At 69.0% G+C, this 16,542-nt stretch carries 14 protein-coding genes; 6 read left to right on the top strand and 8 right to left on the bottom strand.

Features of this window, described 5'->3' with window-relative positions; all coding sequences use genetic code 11:
• Positions 1–31: 31 nt before the first annotated feature.
• The 3 genes from D7X96_RS07785 to D7X96_RS07775 form a co-directional block, all read right to left on the bottom strand.
• Positions 32–1,234: a C39 family peptidase gene (locus D7X96_RS07785; protein WP_158626562.1), complete on the bottom strand. Its 1,203-nt coding sequence runs from the start codon at positions 1,232–1,234 to the stop codon at positions 32–34.
• A 104-nt stretch (positions 1,235–1,338) separates the two neighbouring features.
• On the bottom strand, positions 1,339–2,235 hold the full coding sequence (locus D7X96_RS07780; protein ID WP_244219490.1) for a WD40 repeat domain-containing protein: 897 nt from the start codon (positions 2,233–2,235) through the stop codon (positions 1,339–1,341).
• Positions 2,236–2,408: 173 nt separating this feature from the next.
• Positions 2,409–3,011 (bottom strand): DUF4136 domain-containing protein, encoded by a 603-nt coding sequence (locus D7X96_RS07775; RefSeq protein ID WP_147468257.1) that lies wholly within the window; start codon positions 3,009–3,011, stop codon positions 2,409–2,411.
• 232 nt (positions 3,012–3,243) lie between these two features.
• Between D7X96_RS07775 and D7X96_RS07770 the strand changes: the two genes are divergently transcribed.
• Complete coding sequence (locus tag D7X96_RS07770; RefSeq protein ID WP_120549571.1) at positions 3,244–4,179, top strand: LysR family transcriptional regulator; 936 nt, start codon at positions 3,244–3,246, stop codon at positions 4,177–4,179.
• A gap of 27 nt (positions 4,180–4,206) precedes the next feature.
• Here the strand turns inward: D7X96_RS07770 and D7X96_RS07765 are convergent, their stop codons facing one another.
• From D7X96_RS07765 to D7X96_RS07755, 3 genes are all read right to left on the bottom strand, one after another.
• The gene (locus tag D7X96_RS07765; protein ID WP_121769371.1) at positions 4,207–4,443 is read right to left on the bottom strand and encodes a tautomerase family protein; all 237 of its coding nucleotides are present in this window, start codon (positions 4,441–4,443) and stop codon (positions 4,207–4,209) included.
• A 12-nt stretch (positions 4,444–4,455) separates the two neighbouring features.
• Complete coding sequence (locus tag D7X96_RS07760) at positions 4,456–5,166, bottom strand: SDR family NAD(P)-dependent oxidoreductase (protein ID WP_121769370.1); 711 nt, start codon at positions 5,164–5,166, stop codon at positions 4,456–4,458.
• Between the two features lie 165 nt (positions 5,167–5,331).
• A complete protein-coding gene (locus D7X96_RS07755; RefSeq protein ID WP_120549568.1) occupies positions 5,332–5,820 on the bottom strand; it encodes a YgdI/YgdR family lipoprotein in 489 nt (162 codons plus the stop codon).
• Between the two features lie 219 nt (positions 5,821–6,039).
• Between D7X96_RS07755 and D7X96_RS07750 the strand changes: the two genes are divergently transcribed.
• Complete coding sequence (locus D7X96_RS07750) at positions 6,040–9,009, top strand: CBM96 family carbohydrate-binding protein (RefSeq protein WP_244219489.1); 2,970 nt, start codon at positions 6,040–6,042, stop codon at positions 9,007–9,009.
• 182 nt (positions 9,010–9,191) lie between these two features.
• On the opposite strand, the gene D7X96_RS07745 is transcribed toward D7X96_RS07750, so the two are convergent.
• Positions 9,192–10,022 (bottom strand): hypothetical protein, encoded by an 831-nt coding sequence (locus tag D7X96_RS07745; protein ID WP_121769368.1) that lies wholly within the window; start codon positions 10,020–10,022, stop codon positions 9,192–9,194.
• Between the two features lie 394 nt (positions 10,023–10,416).
• Between D7X96_RS07745 and D7X96_RS07735 the strand changes: the two genes are divergently transcribed.
• The 4 genes from D7X96_RS07735 to D7X96_RS07720 all read left to right on the top strand — a co-directional run bounded on the left by D7X96_RS07735 (position 10,417) and on the right by D7X96_RS07720 (position 16,130).
• Entirely contained in the window at positions 10,417–10,782 is a 366-nt protein-coding gene (locus tag D7X96_RS07735) for an ArsR/SmtB family transcription factor (RefSeq protein ID WP_120549565.1), read from the top strand.
• 10 nt (positions 10,783–10,792) lie between these two features.
• Positions 10,793–11,251: an SRPBCC family protein gene (locus tag D7X96_RS07730; RefSeq protein WP_121725589.1), complete on the top strand. Its 459-nt coding sequence runs from the start codon at positions 10,793–10,795 to the stop codon at positions 11,249–11,251.
• A 109-nt stretch (positions 11,252–11,360) separates the two neighbouring features.
• On the top strand, positions 11,361–15,497 hold the full coding sequence (locus D7X96_RS07725) for an Ig-like domain-containing protein (RefSeq protein ID WP_121769367.1): 4,137 nt from the start codon (positions 11,361–11,363) through the stop codon (positions 15,495–15,497).
• 93 nt (positions 15,498–15,590) lie between these two features.
• Entirely contained in the window at positions 15,591–16,130 is a 540-nt protein-coding gene (locus D7X96_RS07720; protein WP_121725375.1) for a DUF4833 domain-containing protein, read from the top strand.
• Between the two features lie 18 nt (positions 16,131–16,148).
• On the opposite strand, the gene D7X96_RS07715 is transcribed toward D7X96_RS07720, so the two are convergent.
• Complete coding sequence (locus tag D7X96_RS07715) at positions 16,149–16,394, bottom strand: hypothetical protein (protein ID WP_120549594.1); 246 nt, start codon at positions 16,392–16,394, stop codon at positions 16,149–16,151.
• Positions 16,395–16,542 lie beyond the last annotated feature (148 nt).

The raw sequence follows: 16,542 nt of genomic DNA, 5'->3' as shown, positions 1-16,542 counted from the left end.
TGAGCAGGAAGCGCAAATGCGTGACGAGCCGCTACAGCGCGGGCAGCGGCCAATCCCGGGGGTAGACGAGATAGGCGGTGCCTCCGGAGCGCGAGAGCCACAGCGGCTCCAATTCCGAACGGGAGTAGGTGCGCCGCACGGCGGTGTCACTGGCGGCCGCCGGGTCGTTCACCACGGGGTTTCCCACCGCGTCGAAGCCCGCGAGCACGAGGAGGTGGCCCGCGGTGGAGGGGATGGGCGCGCCGGTCAGCTCACCCTTGCCCCACGCGACGCTGAGGATGACGGGCACTGCCGCGGAGAGCCACGGCTCCAGCTGCGCGAAGCTCGTGAAGCGCGCCACGTGCGCCTGGAAGCCCTGGCCCGCCGCGTACGCGGTGTTGAAGGGCCAGTTGCCGTGACCGCCGTAATACCAGTCATGCACCCCCGCGACGGCCGCGCGCACGTTCGCCTCGCAGCCCCGCGTGTCCGCCGTCCAGTACTGGAGCACCATCGCCGTGGACGTGGGGCTGCACCAGACCTCGCCGCCGTCCGGATAGACCATCTGCGAGCACCGCGGCACCGCGAGCACCTGGTTCCAGCGGGCCGGGTTGCCCGCGGGCACGGTGGGCCGCGTCTCCGGCGAGGTGGAGGTGGTGAGCGCGCTGGCGTGCAGCGTGGGCGTGGCCACGCCGTTCGCGCTGAACAGCCGCGTCTTCACCTGCCACGCGGTCGCGGCGCTCTTCTTCGCGGTGACGAGGAGCGTGTCGATGGAGACCCTCGCCACGGTGTCCGCCTGCGAGTCCGCCGAGTGGCGCTGCACCGTGGACGCGTCCGAAGCCCAGACACCCAGGCTGAACCACTTCGTCCAGGCGCCGCCCACCTGCACGCGCACGAGCGTCTCCACCCAGGTGCCCGTGGGCGTGGTGGCCTCCCATGAGGCGATGGCTTCACGGAAGCCGAACGCGCTGGAGACGATGGGGCTCGTGGCCTCGCCCTGGAAGAAGGAGCCGCCGTTGTAATAGGTGCCGCCGTAGTAGCCACCCGGCCCGTAGGGGTCGGTGCCGGACCAGGACTGGCCGGAAAGCAGCTGGAGCGAGCCATCCGCCGCGCGGCCCACGCCGCTGAGCTGCCAGGTGAGGAAGTCACCCCGGCTCGCCGCCCAGCGGGTGGAGGCGCTCTGGCCCGCCATGGCCACTGGAGGGGCGAGCGCGAGGGTGATGAGCAGCGCGAGTACGGCCGTCCTGGACTGCGTCATGGAGGCTCCCGGGGATGCGAGGGCGGACCACGACAGCAGCTCCCGCGGAGGATGCCCCCCTGCGGACCTGGACGAATGGACGGCATTGAACATCTCGCGCGGTGCTAGCCCAGAGGCACCGACAACAGCTCCCGCCGACACGTCACGTAGAGCGTCCCGTCGTGCACCAGCAGGCCGCCCAGGTCGGCGTGGCCGACGTCGTGCACGGCGAGGCACTCGGTGGAGTCGAGCGACCAGACGCGCACGGTGCCATCGGAACTCCCGGTGCACAGCAGCCCGCGCGAGGGCTCCACCGCGACGAAGTCCACCCCGTCCGCATGGCCCTGCCATTGCCGCACGACGCGTCCGGTGCTGCTGTGGAGCATGTGGGCCACGAAGTCCCAGGACCCGCAGAGGAGGTGCTCTCCGTCGGGGTGCCAGGCCAGCGCCCGGAGGGTGTTCGACGGGCGGTTCCGCGCGATGCCGAGCTGTTCCTTTCGCCCGGCGCCGAGGGGCTCATGGCGCGCGGTGGCCATGCGCAGGTGGAAGAGGGCGCGGACGTTGAGCGTGAGGGCTTCGAGCAGGTGCACGGCGCCGTTGCTTCCGCCCACGGCGACGAGGCCCCGGGCGGGGGCATGCGCGAGCGCGTAGAGCGGTCCGGTCTCCAGCGTGCGCAGGTTCTCGCCCGTCCATGCGTCCCACAGCCGCGCGCTGCTGTCGGCGCTGATGGAGACGACGCGGTCCTCGCTGACGACCGCCGCGGCCTGGACCTCCTCTGCGTGGCCCTCGAAGGTCTGCACGCGTCTCCAGTCCTTGGAGTCCCAGACGGCCAGGCCGCGGATCTTGTACGCCTCGAGCACGCGGCCCAGCTCGGCTTCCCCCGCCAGCCGGAACCAGGGCTCTCCATTCCGGCAGATGGCGCCCGTCTTCAGGACCCGCGTGCACTCACCGGTCGCCAGACTCCAGAGGAAGATGCGCCCGCGCCCGTTCGCGGCGATGTGAAGCCCGTCGGGCCACAGCATCGGCGCCCCGAGCGGATCTCCGTCGGTTTCGCCCGCATCGAGCCACTGGGAATACCGGCGCCACATCGCTTCAGTCTAGGAGCTGTCCCTGCGCTCCGGTCCGAAAATTCAACCTGCCGGAGCGCCCCTCGGGGAATGAAGCCCGTCATCCATCCGGGCCCAGCCGCCTTGCGTCAGCTCGCGCTCCCAACCACGTCGTCCTTGGCCATGCTCTTGACGATGGCATCCGCGAGACCCGGGACCTCCTTCTGGATGTCCGAGGACTCGTAGGTCTTGGTGTTCGTGCTCCACAGCAGCTGTCCGTTCTCGCCTCGGGCGTCGAAGAGGCTGACCTGCATCTTCGCCTCCTCCGTCACGGAGTAGTCCATTGGACCGTAGGCGCCGAAGTAGCCGTAGTAGGACATGCCGGGATAGGCGTTGACGTCTTGATCGACTCCCGCGAAGCGAGCCACCAGGATGCCGTCGTACCCCTTTCCCTCGATGGCGTTCCGGATCGTGTCCTTGTCGGGCTTCGCTCCCGAGGGGAGGACGTCGGAACTCTTGACGGCCTGGACGCCCTCCTGCGACAGCTTTGTCGACAGCTCCTGCTCAAGCTGCTGTCGGGTGGCTTCGCTCGGCACCATCGCCACGACGACGACCTTCTTGAGAGGAGGCTGCTGGGCGAGCGCCGGGCTCTTCCAGGTCTTGCCTACGCTCGTCGAGGCGCAGCCCGCGGCGAACAGCATCATTCCGACGAGCAGGGTGAATCCGAAGTGGGTACCGCGTCCTGTTCTCATGGCTCTGTCTCCCAGGGGCTGAGTGCCCTCCATGGAAGAGGCTGAGGACGTGGCCGCCCTCGGACAAGACCTCGCGGTGGGAGGAAGCGGGCCCCTGTGTTCCGCGCTCGTCTCCGGATATGACCGCGTCACACCCGCGGAGGGGCCGGGGTGACCTGCGGTACACCGTCAACCGGCTTGCCGCGGGGGCCCCCCACGGATGAGGGGCACCCTGCGCCGCGGAAGAGGGGACATGGATCGCATCGAGGCGATGAAGGTGTTTGTCGCGGCGCTCGACGAGGGCAGCCTGGCGGGCGCTGGCCGCCGGCTCGCGCGCTCGCCGGCCGCAGTGAGCCGTGCCATCGCGTTGCTGGAGCAACACATTGGCGCCGAGCTGCTGCACCGCACCACCCGCACGCTCAAGCTCAGCGAGGCAGGTGAGCGCTATGCGTCCGCGTGCCGCCGCATCCTGGCGGATTTGGAGGAGGCCGAGCTGAGCGCCGCGGGCGAGCGCGTCGCTCCGAGGGGGACGCTCACGATCAGCGCACCCCCCATCAGCGGCGAGGAGATCCTGCGGCCCATCCTCGACGCCTACCTGGAGGCCTACCCCGAGGTCTCGGTGAACCTCGTCCTGCTCGACCGTTACGCCAGCCTCGTCGAGGAAGGCATCGATGTCGCGCTGCGCGTCGCCGAGCTGCCCGACTCCTCCCTCGTCGCCGTCCGTGTCGGGGGCGACGTGAAGCGGGTCGTCGTGGCATCGCCGCGCTACCTCGCCGGGCATCCGCCCCTCCTCGAGCCGGCGGACCTGGGCAGGCACCGGATCATCACCACGACGCACTTCGGGCACGATGCATGGGTGTTTCCGCCCGCCGCCGGAAGCGCCGTCTCCCGTTCCGTGCACTTCAAGCCGCGGCTCGTGGTCAACAGCGTGCGGGCCGCGCTCGCGTCCGCGGTGGACGGCCACGGCGTGACCCGGCTCTACACGTACCATGTCGCGGAGCGCGTCCAGGATGGCTCGCTGAAGGTCCTCCTGCGCAACGCCGAGCCGTCAGCCCTCCCCGTGCACCTCCTCACTCCGCAGGGGCGCATCTCGGTGCCCAAGGTCCGCGCCTTCATGGACTTCGCGGTGCCACGCCTGCGCGCCGAGTTCTCGAGGCTCTCCGTGCAGGCCCAGGCCTTCCAGGGCTGACGGGGCCCTGGCGGTCTCCGTGCGGCTTCACGACGTGCCCGCGGCGCGCCGCTTGCGGAACTCGAGCGCCGGCAAGCCGCCCCAGCCCCAGTCCTCCAGCTCGACCTCCTGGATGACCACGTAGGTCGAGTCGAGGGGCTTGTTCAGCACGTCGAGCAGGAGCTGGCTGGTGCCTGCAATCAGGCGGGCCTTCTCCTCGGGAGTGACGGAGTCCCGGCCGGGGCCGGAGCCCTCACGGGTAACCTGGATGGTGACGATGGGCATGGCAGGCTCCCTTCAGCGACCGGCGTTCTGCCCGCCATCGACGTAGAGGATCTCCCCCGTCGCGTAGCTGGCACCCTCGAGGTAGAGCACCGCATCCGTGACGTCGCTGACCTCGCCCATGCGCTTCGCGGGGATCAAGGTGGCGAGGAACGCGTGGGACTCCGGCGCGTGGATGGGGGTCTTGATGAAGCCCGGGGCGACCGCGTTGACGCGGATACCCCTCCCCGCGAACTCGACCGCGAGTTCGCGGGTCACGGAGCTGATGCCGCCCTTGGTGAGGTTCGCGAGCCCCGTCGGAACGCCCGCGATGGCCTGGTTCACGAAGGGCGTGGTGATGCTGACGATGTGGCCGGAGCCCTGCTTCACCATCTGCACGAGGGCGCGCTGCGTGACGTGGAAGAAGCCACCGAGGTTGGTCTTGAGCATCGCGGTGAAGTCGTCAGCCGTGTAGTCCGTGAACGGCTTTGCGATGAAGATGCCGGCGTTGTTGACCAGCGTGTCGATGCGCCCGAAGCGCGCAATGGCCTCGTTGACCACGCGCTCGGCGGTAGAGGCATCGCCGATGTCGCCCGCGACGGCGAGCACTTCCGGATCGCTGCCCTGCTTGATGGAGCGGGAGGTCGCGACGACGCGGTAGCCGCGGCCCCGGTATGCCTGGACGAGCCCGGCCCCGATGCCCTGCGAAGCGCCCGTGATGATGGCGACCTGCTGATGGGAGTTCATGATCTTCCCCTCGTTGCTACGGCGAGCCGAAGTGCCGCCGTCTGCCCTGGTATGGGCGTCGAGGAGAGATTTATGAGGCGGCGTCCGCTGACTGAATCCCCACCGCCCGGCAGGGACTCTTCCGCCGCGTGGAAGAATCCCGGTGCCTCGCCGGCGCGCGGATGCTCAGCGGCGTTGGGCGGAGCCCGGCGCGCTCCCGCGGAAGTCGAACGCAGAGACAGATGGCGGGGTCGGCACGGCACCGGTGTGGGCGGCCGTGGCGCCGCCCTGCGCCGCGTCGGTGGAGTTGGTCCAGGTGGTCAGGCCCCAGATGAGGGTCGAGAGGCCCACCGCGGCGGGGAGGAAGGTGCCGACACAGTAGGCGCCGCCGACCTCGCCGCACGTGCTGGCGCCCGCCGCGACGTTCAGCCCGCCATAGGCAGTCAGCAGTGCGCCAAACACAGCCATGCCATTTCCAGGGTGGTCGATATCCGAGACGTTCGACCTGGGAATGGCGATCTCACTTCCATTCGAGGACGTCTTCACGAAGAGGGAGTCCTGATCGCTGCGGACAATCTTGGCGGTGTAGGTTCCTCCATCCACGCGGGAGATGGTCGCGGTGGTCGAACAACCGGAGAGCAGCAGCAAGAACGCCACGGTGAGTTTCTTGGACATCTGTGTGGTCCCCCCTCGACGAAGTGTTCCCAGGGCAACTGTCCTGGCCCCGCTACGCACTCGATAGGAATTAGACGGCGAGCGTGGAAATCCTTCAGAGGAACACCAGGCGCGGCCACGGCCCAATGTCTGGCTCATCCGTTGCTCATGTCCTTCCCTCGTGGTCCCAGAGGGAGAGTCAGCGTGAGACGGATGACAGTCGCAGGGATGTTGTGGGGAATGGGTGTGGCGCTCGCGACCCTGAGTGGGTGCGGAGCGCCACTGGCAGCGGAAGAAGATTCACGTGAACCCGGGGCGGAGACCGTCAGCACGGAGCGCGCGGCGCTCACGACGCGGACGGTCGTCCTGACGCCCACGGAGGACGCGCATGTGGAGGCCGCGTCCCCGAACACGAGCTTCGGCGCCTCCTCCACCTTGAAGGTCTCGCGAACCCCCGAGGCGCTGACGTACCTGCGCTTCGCCGGGGCCGAGCTCCCCGTTTCCGGGACGGTGACGTCCGCGAGGCTGCGCCTGTTCGCGATGAACAACGCGGCCCAGGGCGTCGCCGTGCACGACTCGCCGGGCGTGCACATCTGGGACGAAAGCGTGACGTGGAACACCCGGCCGTACTGGAGCGACGCCTGGCTCACCTCCAGCGAGGGGCCCGTGAGGAGCGGGACCTGGGTGGAGCTCGACGTGTCGGGCCTGTACATCCCCAGCCGCTACTACAGCGTGGACCTCCTCCTGTCTGCGAAGGGCACGGACAGCCTCACGTTCGGGTCGAGCGAGTCCTTCGAGTACAAGCCGCAGCTCGTCCTCACCGTGGAGTCCGCGGCGGACAACCCGCCGCCGCCGCCCGCGCCGCTCACGCTCTCCGGCGCGCCGATGTTCTTCGCCGCGAGCGCCGACACATTCGCCGACGCGGAGAGCCCGGGCACGGCCCAGGGCAGCGCCACGACGTTCAAGGTGGACAGCGCCCCCATGCAGGAGGCCTACCTGCGCTTCCCGGTGCAGGGGCTGACGGAGGCCGTGCAGCGCGCGGTGCTGCGCCTGTACGTGAGCTCGGGGTCGGATGACGGCCCGGCCGTGTACGCGCTGACGGGGCTGCCGTGGAGCGAGTCCAGCGTCACGTGGAGCTCGCGGCCGGCCCGCACGGGCAGCCCGGTGGAGGACGCGCAGGGGCTCGCGACGGGGAGCTGGGTGGACTACGACGTGACGGACCTGGTGCGTGGCAACGGGGACGTGACGTTCGGGCTGTACCCGACCTCCAGCGACGGCGTGACGTTCTACTCGCGGGAGAGCGCGGATGTGTCGCTGCGTCCCCGGCTGCTCGTCTGGACGGGCGCGGCGAAGACAGCCCCGGCGGACGCGTGCCTGACCCGCTCGGAGTACGTCGAGGTCCCCGTCAGCGCGCTGCACGACACCTACGCCGCGGCGGATGCGCCGGACCAGAAGTTCCAGCATCACGCCTCGCTGCGGGTGGACGGGGATCCCCGCGCGGAGGCCTTCCTGATCTTTGACGTCCAGCTGCGGCAGGAGCGCATCCAGCGGGTGGCGCTGCGCCTGTATGCCATTGACGGCACGGGCAACGGGCCCCGGCTCTACCGGGCGTCGAGTTTCGACGGGGCGACAACGGACTGGAACCACCGCCCGGCGCCCGTGGGCGAAGCGCTGGTGGACCTGGGGGCCGTCGCGCGGGATGCGTGGGTGGAGCTGGACGTGACGAACACCGTGACGGCCTCCGGGACGTACGCGTTCGCGCTGCTGCCGGACAGCACCAACAGCGTGGGCTTCGTCTCCACGGATGCGGAAGCGCGCCAGATCATCGGCGGCGCGCCCCGGCTGGTCATCACGTATGAGAGCAACCCGTTCTGCTCGTACCGGGGCACACAGCCGTCGGGGACCACGGCCTGGATGCGTCAGGTGGGAGGCGCGCAGGCGGAGGCTCCCCGTCACGTGGCGCCCGCGCCGGATGGCGGGTTCGCGGTCGTCACCCGGCTCTACGGCACGGGGACCCCGCTGGCTCCGTCGGGCCACACCGTCACCCTGCACCGGGCGGATGGCGCCGTCGCGTGGACGCGCTCCTTCCCGCAGGCGGGGGTGCGGTTGGAGAAGGTGGTGGTGACCACGGTGGGCAACGTGCTGGTCGCCGGCAGCTACGACGGGGCCCCGGACCTGGGGAAGGGGCCGCTGCCCCAGGGCTCCGGCATGGTGGTGATGAAGCTCAAACCTGATGGCACGGTGGACTGGACGCGCGGCTTCCGGGCCTGGTTCGGTGACCCGAGCGACCCGGAGGACTACTACGACAATCCGATGGAGGTGCTCGACCTGGCCACGGATGCGCATGGCAGCGCGGTGCTCGTCGGCACGTTCTGGGGCTACACGGACTTCGGCAGCGGGCCGCTGTATTCGGGCAAGCCGTTCCCGTACGACGACACGTACCCGAACTCCTACGTGCTGAAGCTCCAGTGGGACGGAGCGCATCTCTGGTCGCGCGCGTTGGTCGGGACGTCCCTGGTGGGCACGAGTGCGAACAGCGTCGCCGTGGATGCCAGCGAGGGAGTCATCGTGGGCGGCCAGGCGGGCAGCAACACCGACTTCGGTGGAGGCACCGTCGCGGAGCGCGGAGGTTTCGTCGCGCGGTATGGCGTGGGGGGTGACTTCAGCTGGGCGCGGGTGATGAGCGCGCGCTACGGCGAGGTGACCTCCGTGGGCGTGCTGCCCGACCAGCGCATCGCCTTCACCGGGAACTTCAACGGGTACCTGTCGTTCGCGGGCCAGCAGTACGTCAGCCGCGAGCCGGAGGAATACGAAGGTGCAAGGGATGCGCTCGTGGGCATGCTCACCGCGGCGGGTGGGGACGTGGCCCTACGGCAGTTCGCGCACTTCGGGTTCACGGACATGGTGGTGGACGGGGCCGGGAACATCGTGACGACCCAGTCCGGCGCGGGGAATCTCGTTGGGCTGGGCGACGTCGGTTGGCAGCAGGACGAACGGCCCCGGCCCACGCTGGCGGCCTTCGGTCCCGGGCTGGAGTCCCGGTGGGTCCGCGTGCTGGGGCTCACGTCCGTGTATGAGTTCCACCTCGCATCCTCCCCGGACGGCGTCGTGGTGGCGGGCAGCCTGAAGGAGGCGCTCGAGATGGACGGCGCCTGGTACACGCCACAGTCCCGGCGCTCCGACGTGCTGCTGTTCAAGCTGCGCAAGTAGGCTGCCATGCCTCGGGGCTCCCGAATCCAAGCGGGAGCCCCGGGGACGTGCCGTGCCCTGACAAGGTGCGGCAGGTCAGGAACGGGTGGAGGAGCGCGGGTGGGCGTACCGGCGGAGTCGGCCGGAGAGGACGGTGCTGTACGAGGCGGTGAAGGACATTTCAACGACCGGTTCTTCTCGGCTCAGGGAACTCGCCGCTGAGATCGAGCCCTTTCTACGCTTGCGACTGACTGCCAGTCGCCTCCGGCTTCGAAACACTCGATGCGCCACAGGAGCGCCGGGGCCAGCGCGTTCATCTCCGTCTCGAAAATGGCGCGCAGCTCCTTCTCCCTTTGAAGGCGCGCTACGACGTCAGCAAGAAACTTGGAGTACTCACGCACGAGGGACGCGTGATGCCGCTGGGCGGCCGCTGCTACCTCCGGATTCTCGTGCGGTACGGGGGCCGTAAGGTCCGTTAGGGCAATCTGGGGAGGCGAGCGATACGTCTTGCCCACCGACTCGCCGGACTCGCTCAGGGCCTTCTCAATGGCTGCCGTGAGTTCAGCCTTCTTGGCCTCGAATGACGCTCGCCCGGCTTCACTTAAGGCCAGCCGCCGACGGTCCGCCAATAAGCGCTCCTTGGAACTCTCCATGACGGACTGGATTCCATCGCGCTCGATATTGTACCCCGACTGAAGCCCGAGGGTTGCTTCCTGTATCGCGCGCTTCAGCGCGACGTCTGCTCCTAGTTCGTCGACGGCCGTGTTCAGCCCGTCGATGAACGAGTTGACGCTTCCGAGTAGCTCGGTCACTCGGGCCGGCTTTCCCTTTTCCGGAGTGGCGGCGGACGGCGCAATAGCGCGGTAAGTGCCCCAGACCGTGAACAGCTGGAGCACAATGAGCGGCGGCCAGAACAGGTTGACGATGGACAGAGCCGTCAATGTGAGGGCAGCTCCGAGCAAGCGCTGCGGTGCAACGAGGCGAACCCCGATCAAAACGGCGATGATCGCCAGTTGGTAGCCGAGGATTCCCACCTGTCACTCCCGCGTCATCCGTCAATTCGTGTGCATCCGGAGCCGCGTCATCGAACGCGTCCATGGAAGACTATCGCTGGAGCCCCCCGCAGAGGCGAGCCGGGCCTCACGGTAGACCGGTGAGCTTGCTTCCCCAATCAGGTGAGGAGGAGGCGAGAGCGGGGAAGGTGTTGGCGGGCCGCGAAGGGAACACGCGGGGTGCGCGATTCTGAAGCATCTGGGCCTGGCCACTGCACGTGCGAGGCGAGCCCTGGCGCGAGGGCCACCCCAGGCAGCGGGTGTTGAGGCGCTCAAGACAACCCACAGGCCCAGCTCAGGCTCTTGCCGCGTCCTGGCAGCGCGCGCTCGAACTGCCCTTGCGTGCCAGCTATCCGCCTGCTAGACACTGAGCCATATGGTTCAGTATGCGAATCCCGGCCTCGATGCTTCGTTCGCCGCGCTCTCCGACGCCACCCGACGCGGTGTTCTGGAGCAGCTCGGGCGTGCGGAGGCCTCGATCACGGACCTCGCCGAGAAGTTCAACATGACCCTCACGGGTATGAAGAAGCACGTCGGTGTCCTGGAGCGGGCCGGGCTCGTGATCACGGAGAAGGTCGGGCGCGTACGGACCTGCAAGATCGGCCCTCGCCGACTGGAGGACGAGATGGCCTGGCTCGAGAGGTACCGCCAGCTCTGGGACGCCCGCTTCGACGAGCTGGACAAGGTGGTCGAGGAATTGAAACGGAAGGAACAGGTCGATGGCCGCAAGCAAAGAGAGTGAGCCCACACCCATGAAGAACCGCACGATCGTGGAACGGAAGTCCGAGCGTGAGACCGTCGTCACGCGAACCTTCGATGCTCCGGCACGCATCGTGTTCGAGGCGTGGACAAAGCCCGAGCTGTTCAAGAAGTGGTGGGTGCCGAAGTCGATGGGAATGACCCTGGCTTCCTGCGAGATGGATGTTCGTACCGGGGGCACGTACCGTCTGGTGTTCGGCCAGGGGATGGCATTCTTCGGTACGTACAAAGAAGTCACACCGCACTCGCGCCTCGTCTGGACCAATGAGGAAGGTGGCGACAACACGTCCGTCACCACGGTGACCTTCGAGGAAAAAGAGGGCAAGACGCTGCTGGTCGTGAGCGAGCTCTACCCCTCGAAGGAAGCTCTCGACGCTGCCGGCGGAGCCGCGGAGGCGCTGGTCGAGACGTTCCAGCAACTGGACGAGCTGCTCGTCACCCTGGGCGCGTAGGACGGGCCTGACGCAACCGGTGACCGGGTGCGGGCGATAATGCACCGGCCGTGGAGAGAGCCATCTCCAGGGCCGGCGCCGTTTGTGCGCCCCTCCAAGGACACCCCCCATGCATGCCCATCTCACGGAGCGGACCGTCCGCTCCCTCACCGGAGCGCTCACGCTCCTCGTCCTGCTGACCCGCTGTGCCGCGCCCACTGACGCGCCCGCGCCCACCACCGTGCGTCAGGCGCTCGCGTGCAGCGGCGGCGGCAGCATCGACCAGCACGCCGCGCAGTGCGATGGCACGGGGAAGCTGCTGTCCTGGGCGCCTCCCGCGAACCCGGGCAGCTCCGCCGCGTATGACTACGTGCTGGACCTGAACCAGAACTACCTGCTCGCGCTCCCCAACCTGTCCAACCTCACGAACCCTTCGGTGGCCAAGCCGGCCTACTACGCGCACTCGTACCTGTGCAGCGGCACGGCGCCCGGGTGTTCTCCCGCCGGTCAGCCGGTGGGCTGGCCACACAATCCCGCCGGCCTGAACGCGATGCTCATCGAGTCCGGCCTCGCGTACTCGCCCTACAAGAACGACCCACGCCTGCGTGACCTGGCGCTGGCATTGCTGGACTGGCACCTGGCGCACGGCATGACGGCCGTGGGGGACCACTGGTCCCAGGTGCCCTACGCGAGCGGCGCCAGCGGCACGCTGACGTACGCTGGCGCGCAGGCGGGCGGCTCGGTGGGCGTGGGTGACGGCGTGGGCTACCTCCAGCCGGAGAAGGTGGGCGCGCTCGCGTGGGCCGCCGTCCAGGCCTTCAAGTTCAATGGCAACACGGCCTACCGCGACATGGCCATCAACGCGGCCAACCAGCTCACCAGCCACCTGCGCACCCCGAGCGCCACCGTGTCGCCGTGGCCGTACCGCGTGCGGGCCTCCGACAACGCCGTGCGCACCGGCGCGAACATCGTGGACAACTACGCGTCCAACGTCGTGGAGCCCCTCAAGCTGTTCCAGGAGCTCATCCGCCTGGGACAGGCCGGTGCGCTGAACGGCGCGCCCGGGTACAGCAGCACGCAGCTGGCCCAATGGCAGAGCACCCAGGCCACCGTCCTCGCGTGGCTGCTGGGCGGCAGCGGTCCCATCGCGACGCAGAACTGGACCCAGTACTTCGAGGACGTGGGCTCGGACGCCACCAACAACCTGAACCAGCTCGTCCCCGGGGAGACGGCCAAGTTCCTGATGGACAACCCCGGCCTGGATCCGAACTGGCAGGCGCACGTGCAGAACATCATCGCCTTCATCGAGACGAACTTCGGAGACACGCTGGAGTTCGGCGCGCGGCCCATCAAGGAGCAGTACGCCTTCCCCTACAAGATGGGCAGCCACACCTCGCGCTATGCCGCCGTGAACGCGCGCTACGCGGAGCTCACCGGGGACGCGGCGGCGAAGGACAAGGCCTTCCGCGCGTTCAACTGGGCCACGTACATGGTGCGCAACAGCGGGCTCACCATCGACGGGCCGTATCCCAACAACGTCTGGTTCACGGACGGGTGGGGTGACTTCATCCGCCACTTCGTCATCGGCATGGGCGCGCAGCCGGACTGGGCACCCGCCGGGCAGAACCACCTGCTGCGCTCCACCTCCGTCGTGAAGAGCGTCACCTACGGGCCCGGCAACGAGGTCCGCTACACCACCTACGACGCCAGCGCGACGGAGGTGCTGCGCCTCGCCTTCGTCCCCTCGGCGGTGACGGCGGGCGGCACCGCCCTGTCGCAGCGCACGGACCTGGCCGCGGACGGGTGGACCTTCGACGCCGGCAACAACGCGCTCCGCGTCCGCCACTCGACCAGCGGGGTCATCGTCATCTCCGGGGCGCCTCCCACCGCCCCCGCCGTCGCCATCACCGCACCCTCGGCCGGGCAGAACTTCACCGCGCCCGCGACGCTCAGCCTGGGCGCCACGGCCACGCCCACCTCCGGCCGCACGCTGGCCAGCGTCACGTTCCGCGCGGGCACGACCGTGCTCTGCACCGTGAACGCCCCTGTCTCCAGCCCTGTCACCTGCACGGCGACGAGCAGCCTGGGCAATGGCAGCCATACCGTGAGCGCGGATGCGGTGGACAGCCTGGGCGAAAGCGGCTCCGCGTCGGTGGCCATCACGGTCGCCGGTCCGCCCACGGTCAGCATCCTGAGCCCCGTCTCCGGCGCCACGCTGCCCACGGGGAGCACGCCCCTCATCGCTTCGGCCAGCGCGGGCGCGGGGCGGACCCTCACGCGGGTGGAGTTCTTCCAGGGCACCACGTCGCTCTGCTTCACGACGACCGGCACGGGCTGCACGTGGAACGCGACGGCCGGCACGTACTCCAATGTCTTCGCCCGCGCGACGGACAATGGCAGCCCGGCGCTCGTCACGAACTCCGCGCCGGTGAGCTTCACGGTGAGCCCCTCCGCGGCCGGCGTGCGGCTCGTGGGCGTCGACACCGTGGGGACGCAGAACGACTTCGACAATGGCGGCTCGGTGAACGCCTTCCAGTACACCGCTGTCGCCACAGGGACGCTGGGGACGCTCAGGGTCTTCGCGGCGCCGGGCAATGCCAATGCGTCTCTGTCCATCGGCGTCTACAGTGATGCCTCGGGCGCTCCGGGCACGCTGCTCTCCTCCTGCACCACCCCAGTGGTGGATCCGCTGCCGCTGGTGACGGGGCAGTGGTACGGCTGCACCGCCGCGCCGCAGGTGACGCTGACGTCGGGCACCGTCTACTGGCTGGCGCTGCTGGGCGCGAACGGGGGCGGCGTGTTCCGTTACATGGACCTGCCCACCGGCTCCATGCGCTATTCGCCGACGGGCCTCTCCGCACTGCCGGGCCCCACGTTCGGCACCTCCACGGTGTACGCGGGTGCGTCCAGCGCTTCGATGTATGGCCTGTCCGCGGGCAGTTCCACCGCTCCGGCGGTGTCCATCACCCAGCCGGCCGCCAACGCCAACTTCACCGCGCCCGCCAACCTGAACCTCCAGGCCAACGCCACGGCGGGCCCGGGCCGCACGCTCACGAAGGTGGAGTTCTTCGACAACGGCACCACGCTGCTCTGCACGGTGAACGCGCCCACCTCGGCGTCCGTGAGCTGCGGCGTCAGCTCGCTCCAGGATGGCGCGCACAGCGTGACGGCGAAGGCCACCGACGACACGCTCCAGTCCACCACCTCCGCGGCGGTGCCCCTCACGCTGTCCAACCCGCCCACGGTGAGCCTCACCTCTCCCACCGCCAATGCGGCGTACACCGCGCCGGCCTCCGTGCCGCTGGCCGCGACCGCCAGCGCGGGCTTCGGCCGGAGCATCGCGCGGGTGGACTTCTACGCGGACGGCACGTCGCTCATCTGCTCCAGCACCACCAGCCCCTACGGCTGCACCTGGACCAATCCCTCGCAGGGAAGCCACACGGTGCGCGCCGTGGCCGTGGACAACGGCAACCCTGCCGCCAGCACGAACTCCGCCACGGTCACCATCACCGTGAACAGCGCCACCACCGCGCCCGCGGCGCCCACGGACCTGACGGCGACGGCGGTGTCGTCCGGGCAGATCAACCTGGCGTGGACGGATGCCTCGACCAACGAGAGCGGCTTCCTGGTGGAGCGCGCGCCGGACGTCTCCGGGGCCCCGGGCACCTTCGCCCAGGCCGGGACGCCGGGGGCCAACGTGACGACGTTCAGTGACACGGGCCGGGCCGCGAACACCCGCTACTGGTACCGGGTCCGTGCGACCAACGCCGCGGGGAGCTCGGCCTACACGGCCAACGCCAGCGCGACGACCCCCGCCGCGCCCACCGCCCTCGTGGGCAACAGCACCGTGCTGACGACGGCCGACTTCGAGAACGCCGGCGTCGCGGCGGCGTTCAGCTACGTGGCGAGCGCCAGCGGCAGCGTCACGCGGCTGAGCCTCTACGTGGACGCCCAGACGACGGCCACCACGCTCCAGCTCGGCCTGTATGCGAATGGGAGCGGGACGCCTGGCGCGCAGCTGCGCACCTGCACCGTCACGGCCGTCACGCCCGGCGCGTGGAACGCCTGCACCTTCACGTCACAGGCGGTGACGTCGGGCACGACGTATTGGATTGCCGTCCTCGGTCCCTCCGGCGACATCTACTGGCGCCACACCAGCGGCACCGGCTCCTACAAGGTCCAGCCGGGCCTGACGACGCTGCCCGCCACCTGGTCCGGCACCGGCGGCTACCCGGGCAGCAACATGTCCGCCTACGCCGGCAACTGAGCCCACCCGCCGGCTCCCAATAAAAAAGGGTGCCGTGCGGGTGACAGTTCCGGGGGACAGCGGTATTTCGTCATCCCGAGAAGGGGGACCCCCATGCTTCCTGGATCCGGGCTGAGCCATTTCACGGCCGTGGTGCTGACGGCCGTCGCGACCCTGGCCTCCGCGGCCGGGGCGCCCCCGCCATCGCGGCAGTCCGCCTTCTTCCTGACCCGCAGCGAGAACCGGAACCAGGTCCACTATGCCCTGCGCATGGACGAGGCCTGCCGCCCCGTGGGGCCGCGTCCCGTGCAGGTGTACTGGCTCATGTTGGAGCGCGGGCCTTCGGAGACGGAGGACCTGCTGGGAGTCGAGCAGCCCGTGTATGGGCTGGAGGACTCGCAGCAGGTCGAATCCACCGAGGAGGGGTGGCGGGTGCGGGTGAGCCTGCGGGCCTTCCCCTCGCGTCCCGTCGACATCACCAGCGCGCGGGTCGACGGTAGATGCCAGGTCCAGGCGTGGACCCGGGTGGGCAACACCGTCGCCCGGCTGGAGCACGTCTTCGTGAAGACGTCCTGGCCCTTCTCGGTCGATTTCGTGCGGCTGGATGGGGTTGGACCGGACGGGAAGCCGGCCCATGAGCTGATCCGCCAGTGAGCGGCTGCCTCAGGAACTTCAGTTGCTCAGGCAGACCCACTTGTTGGCGGGGATCTCCTGGCAGAAGCACTCGCCAAAGGTGCCATTGGCCCACTGGCAGCCCGTCTCCGCTCCCGGAGTACAGCGGCGGGTCTGGAGCGTCTCACAGCTGTTGATGAGCTCAGCGGAAGACTGACCCATCTGGGCTTCGTCCATCACTTCAGCGCCGCCACAGCCCATTCCGAAGATGGAGACAAAGGCGAACATCGCGAACCCACGAAGCATGTGAATCTCCTTTTCGATGGTGAGGCGTGGATGCAATCGCATACGAAAGTCATGGTCAAGCTTTGTCTGTAAAACGTGATGTCGCTGTGAAGCTTTGCGTTGAGCGGAGGCCCTGCGACGCCGGCCCCCTGCACCCTGAGCAACCGTC

Source organism: Corallococcus interemptor (assembly GCF_003668875.1).
Classification (GTDB): Bacteria; Myxococcota; Myxococcia; order Myxococcales; family Myxococcaceae; genus Corallococcus; species Corallococcus interemptor.
Note: the sequence above shows the minus strand (reverse complement) of the source record. Positions and strands in the feature narration are given on the sequence as shown.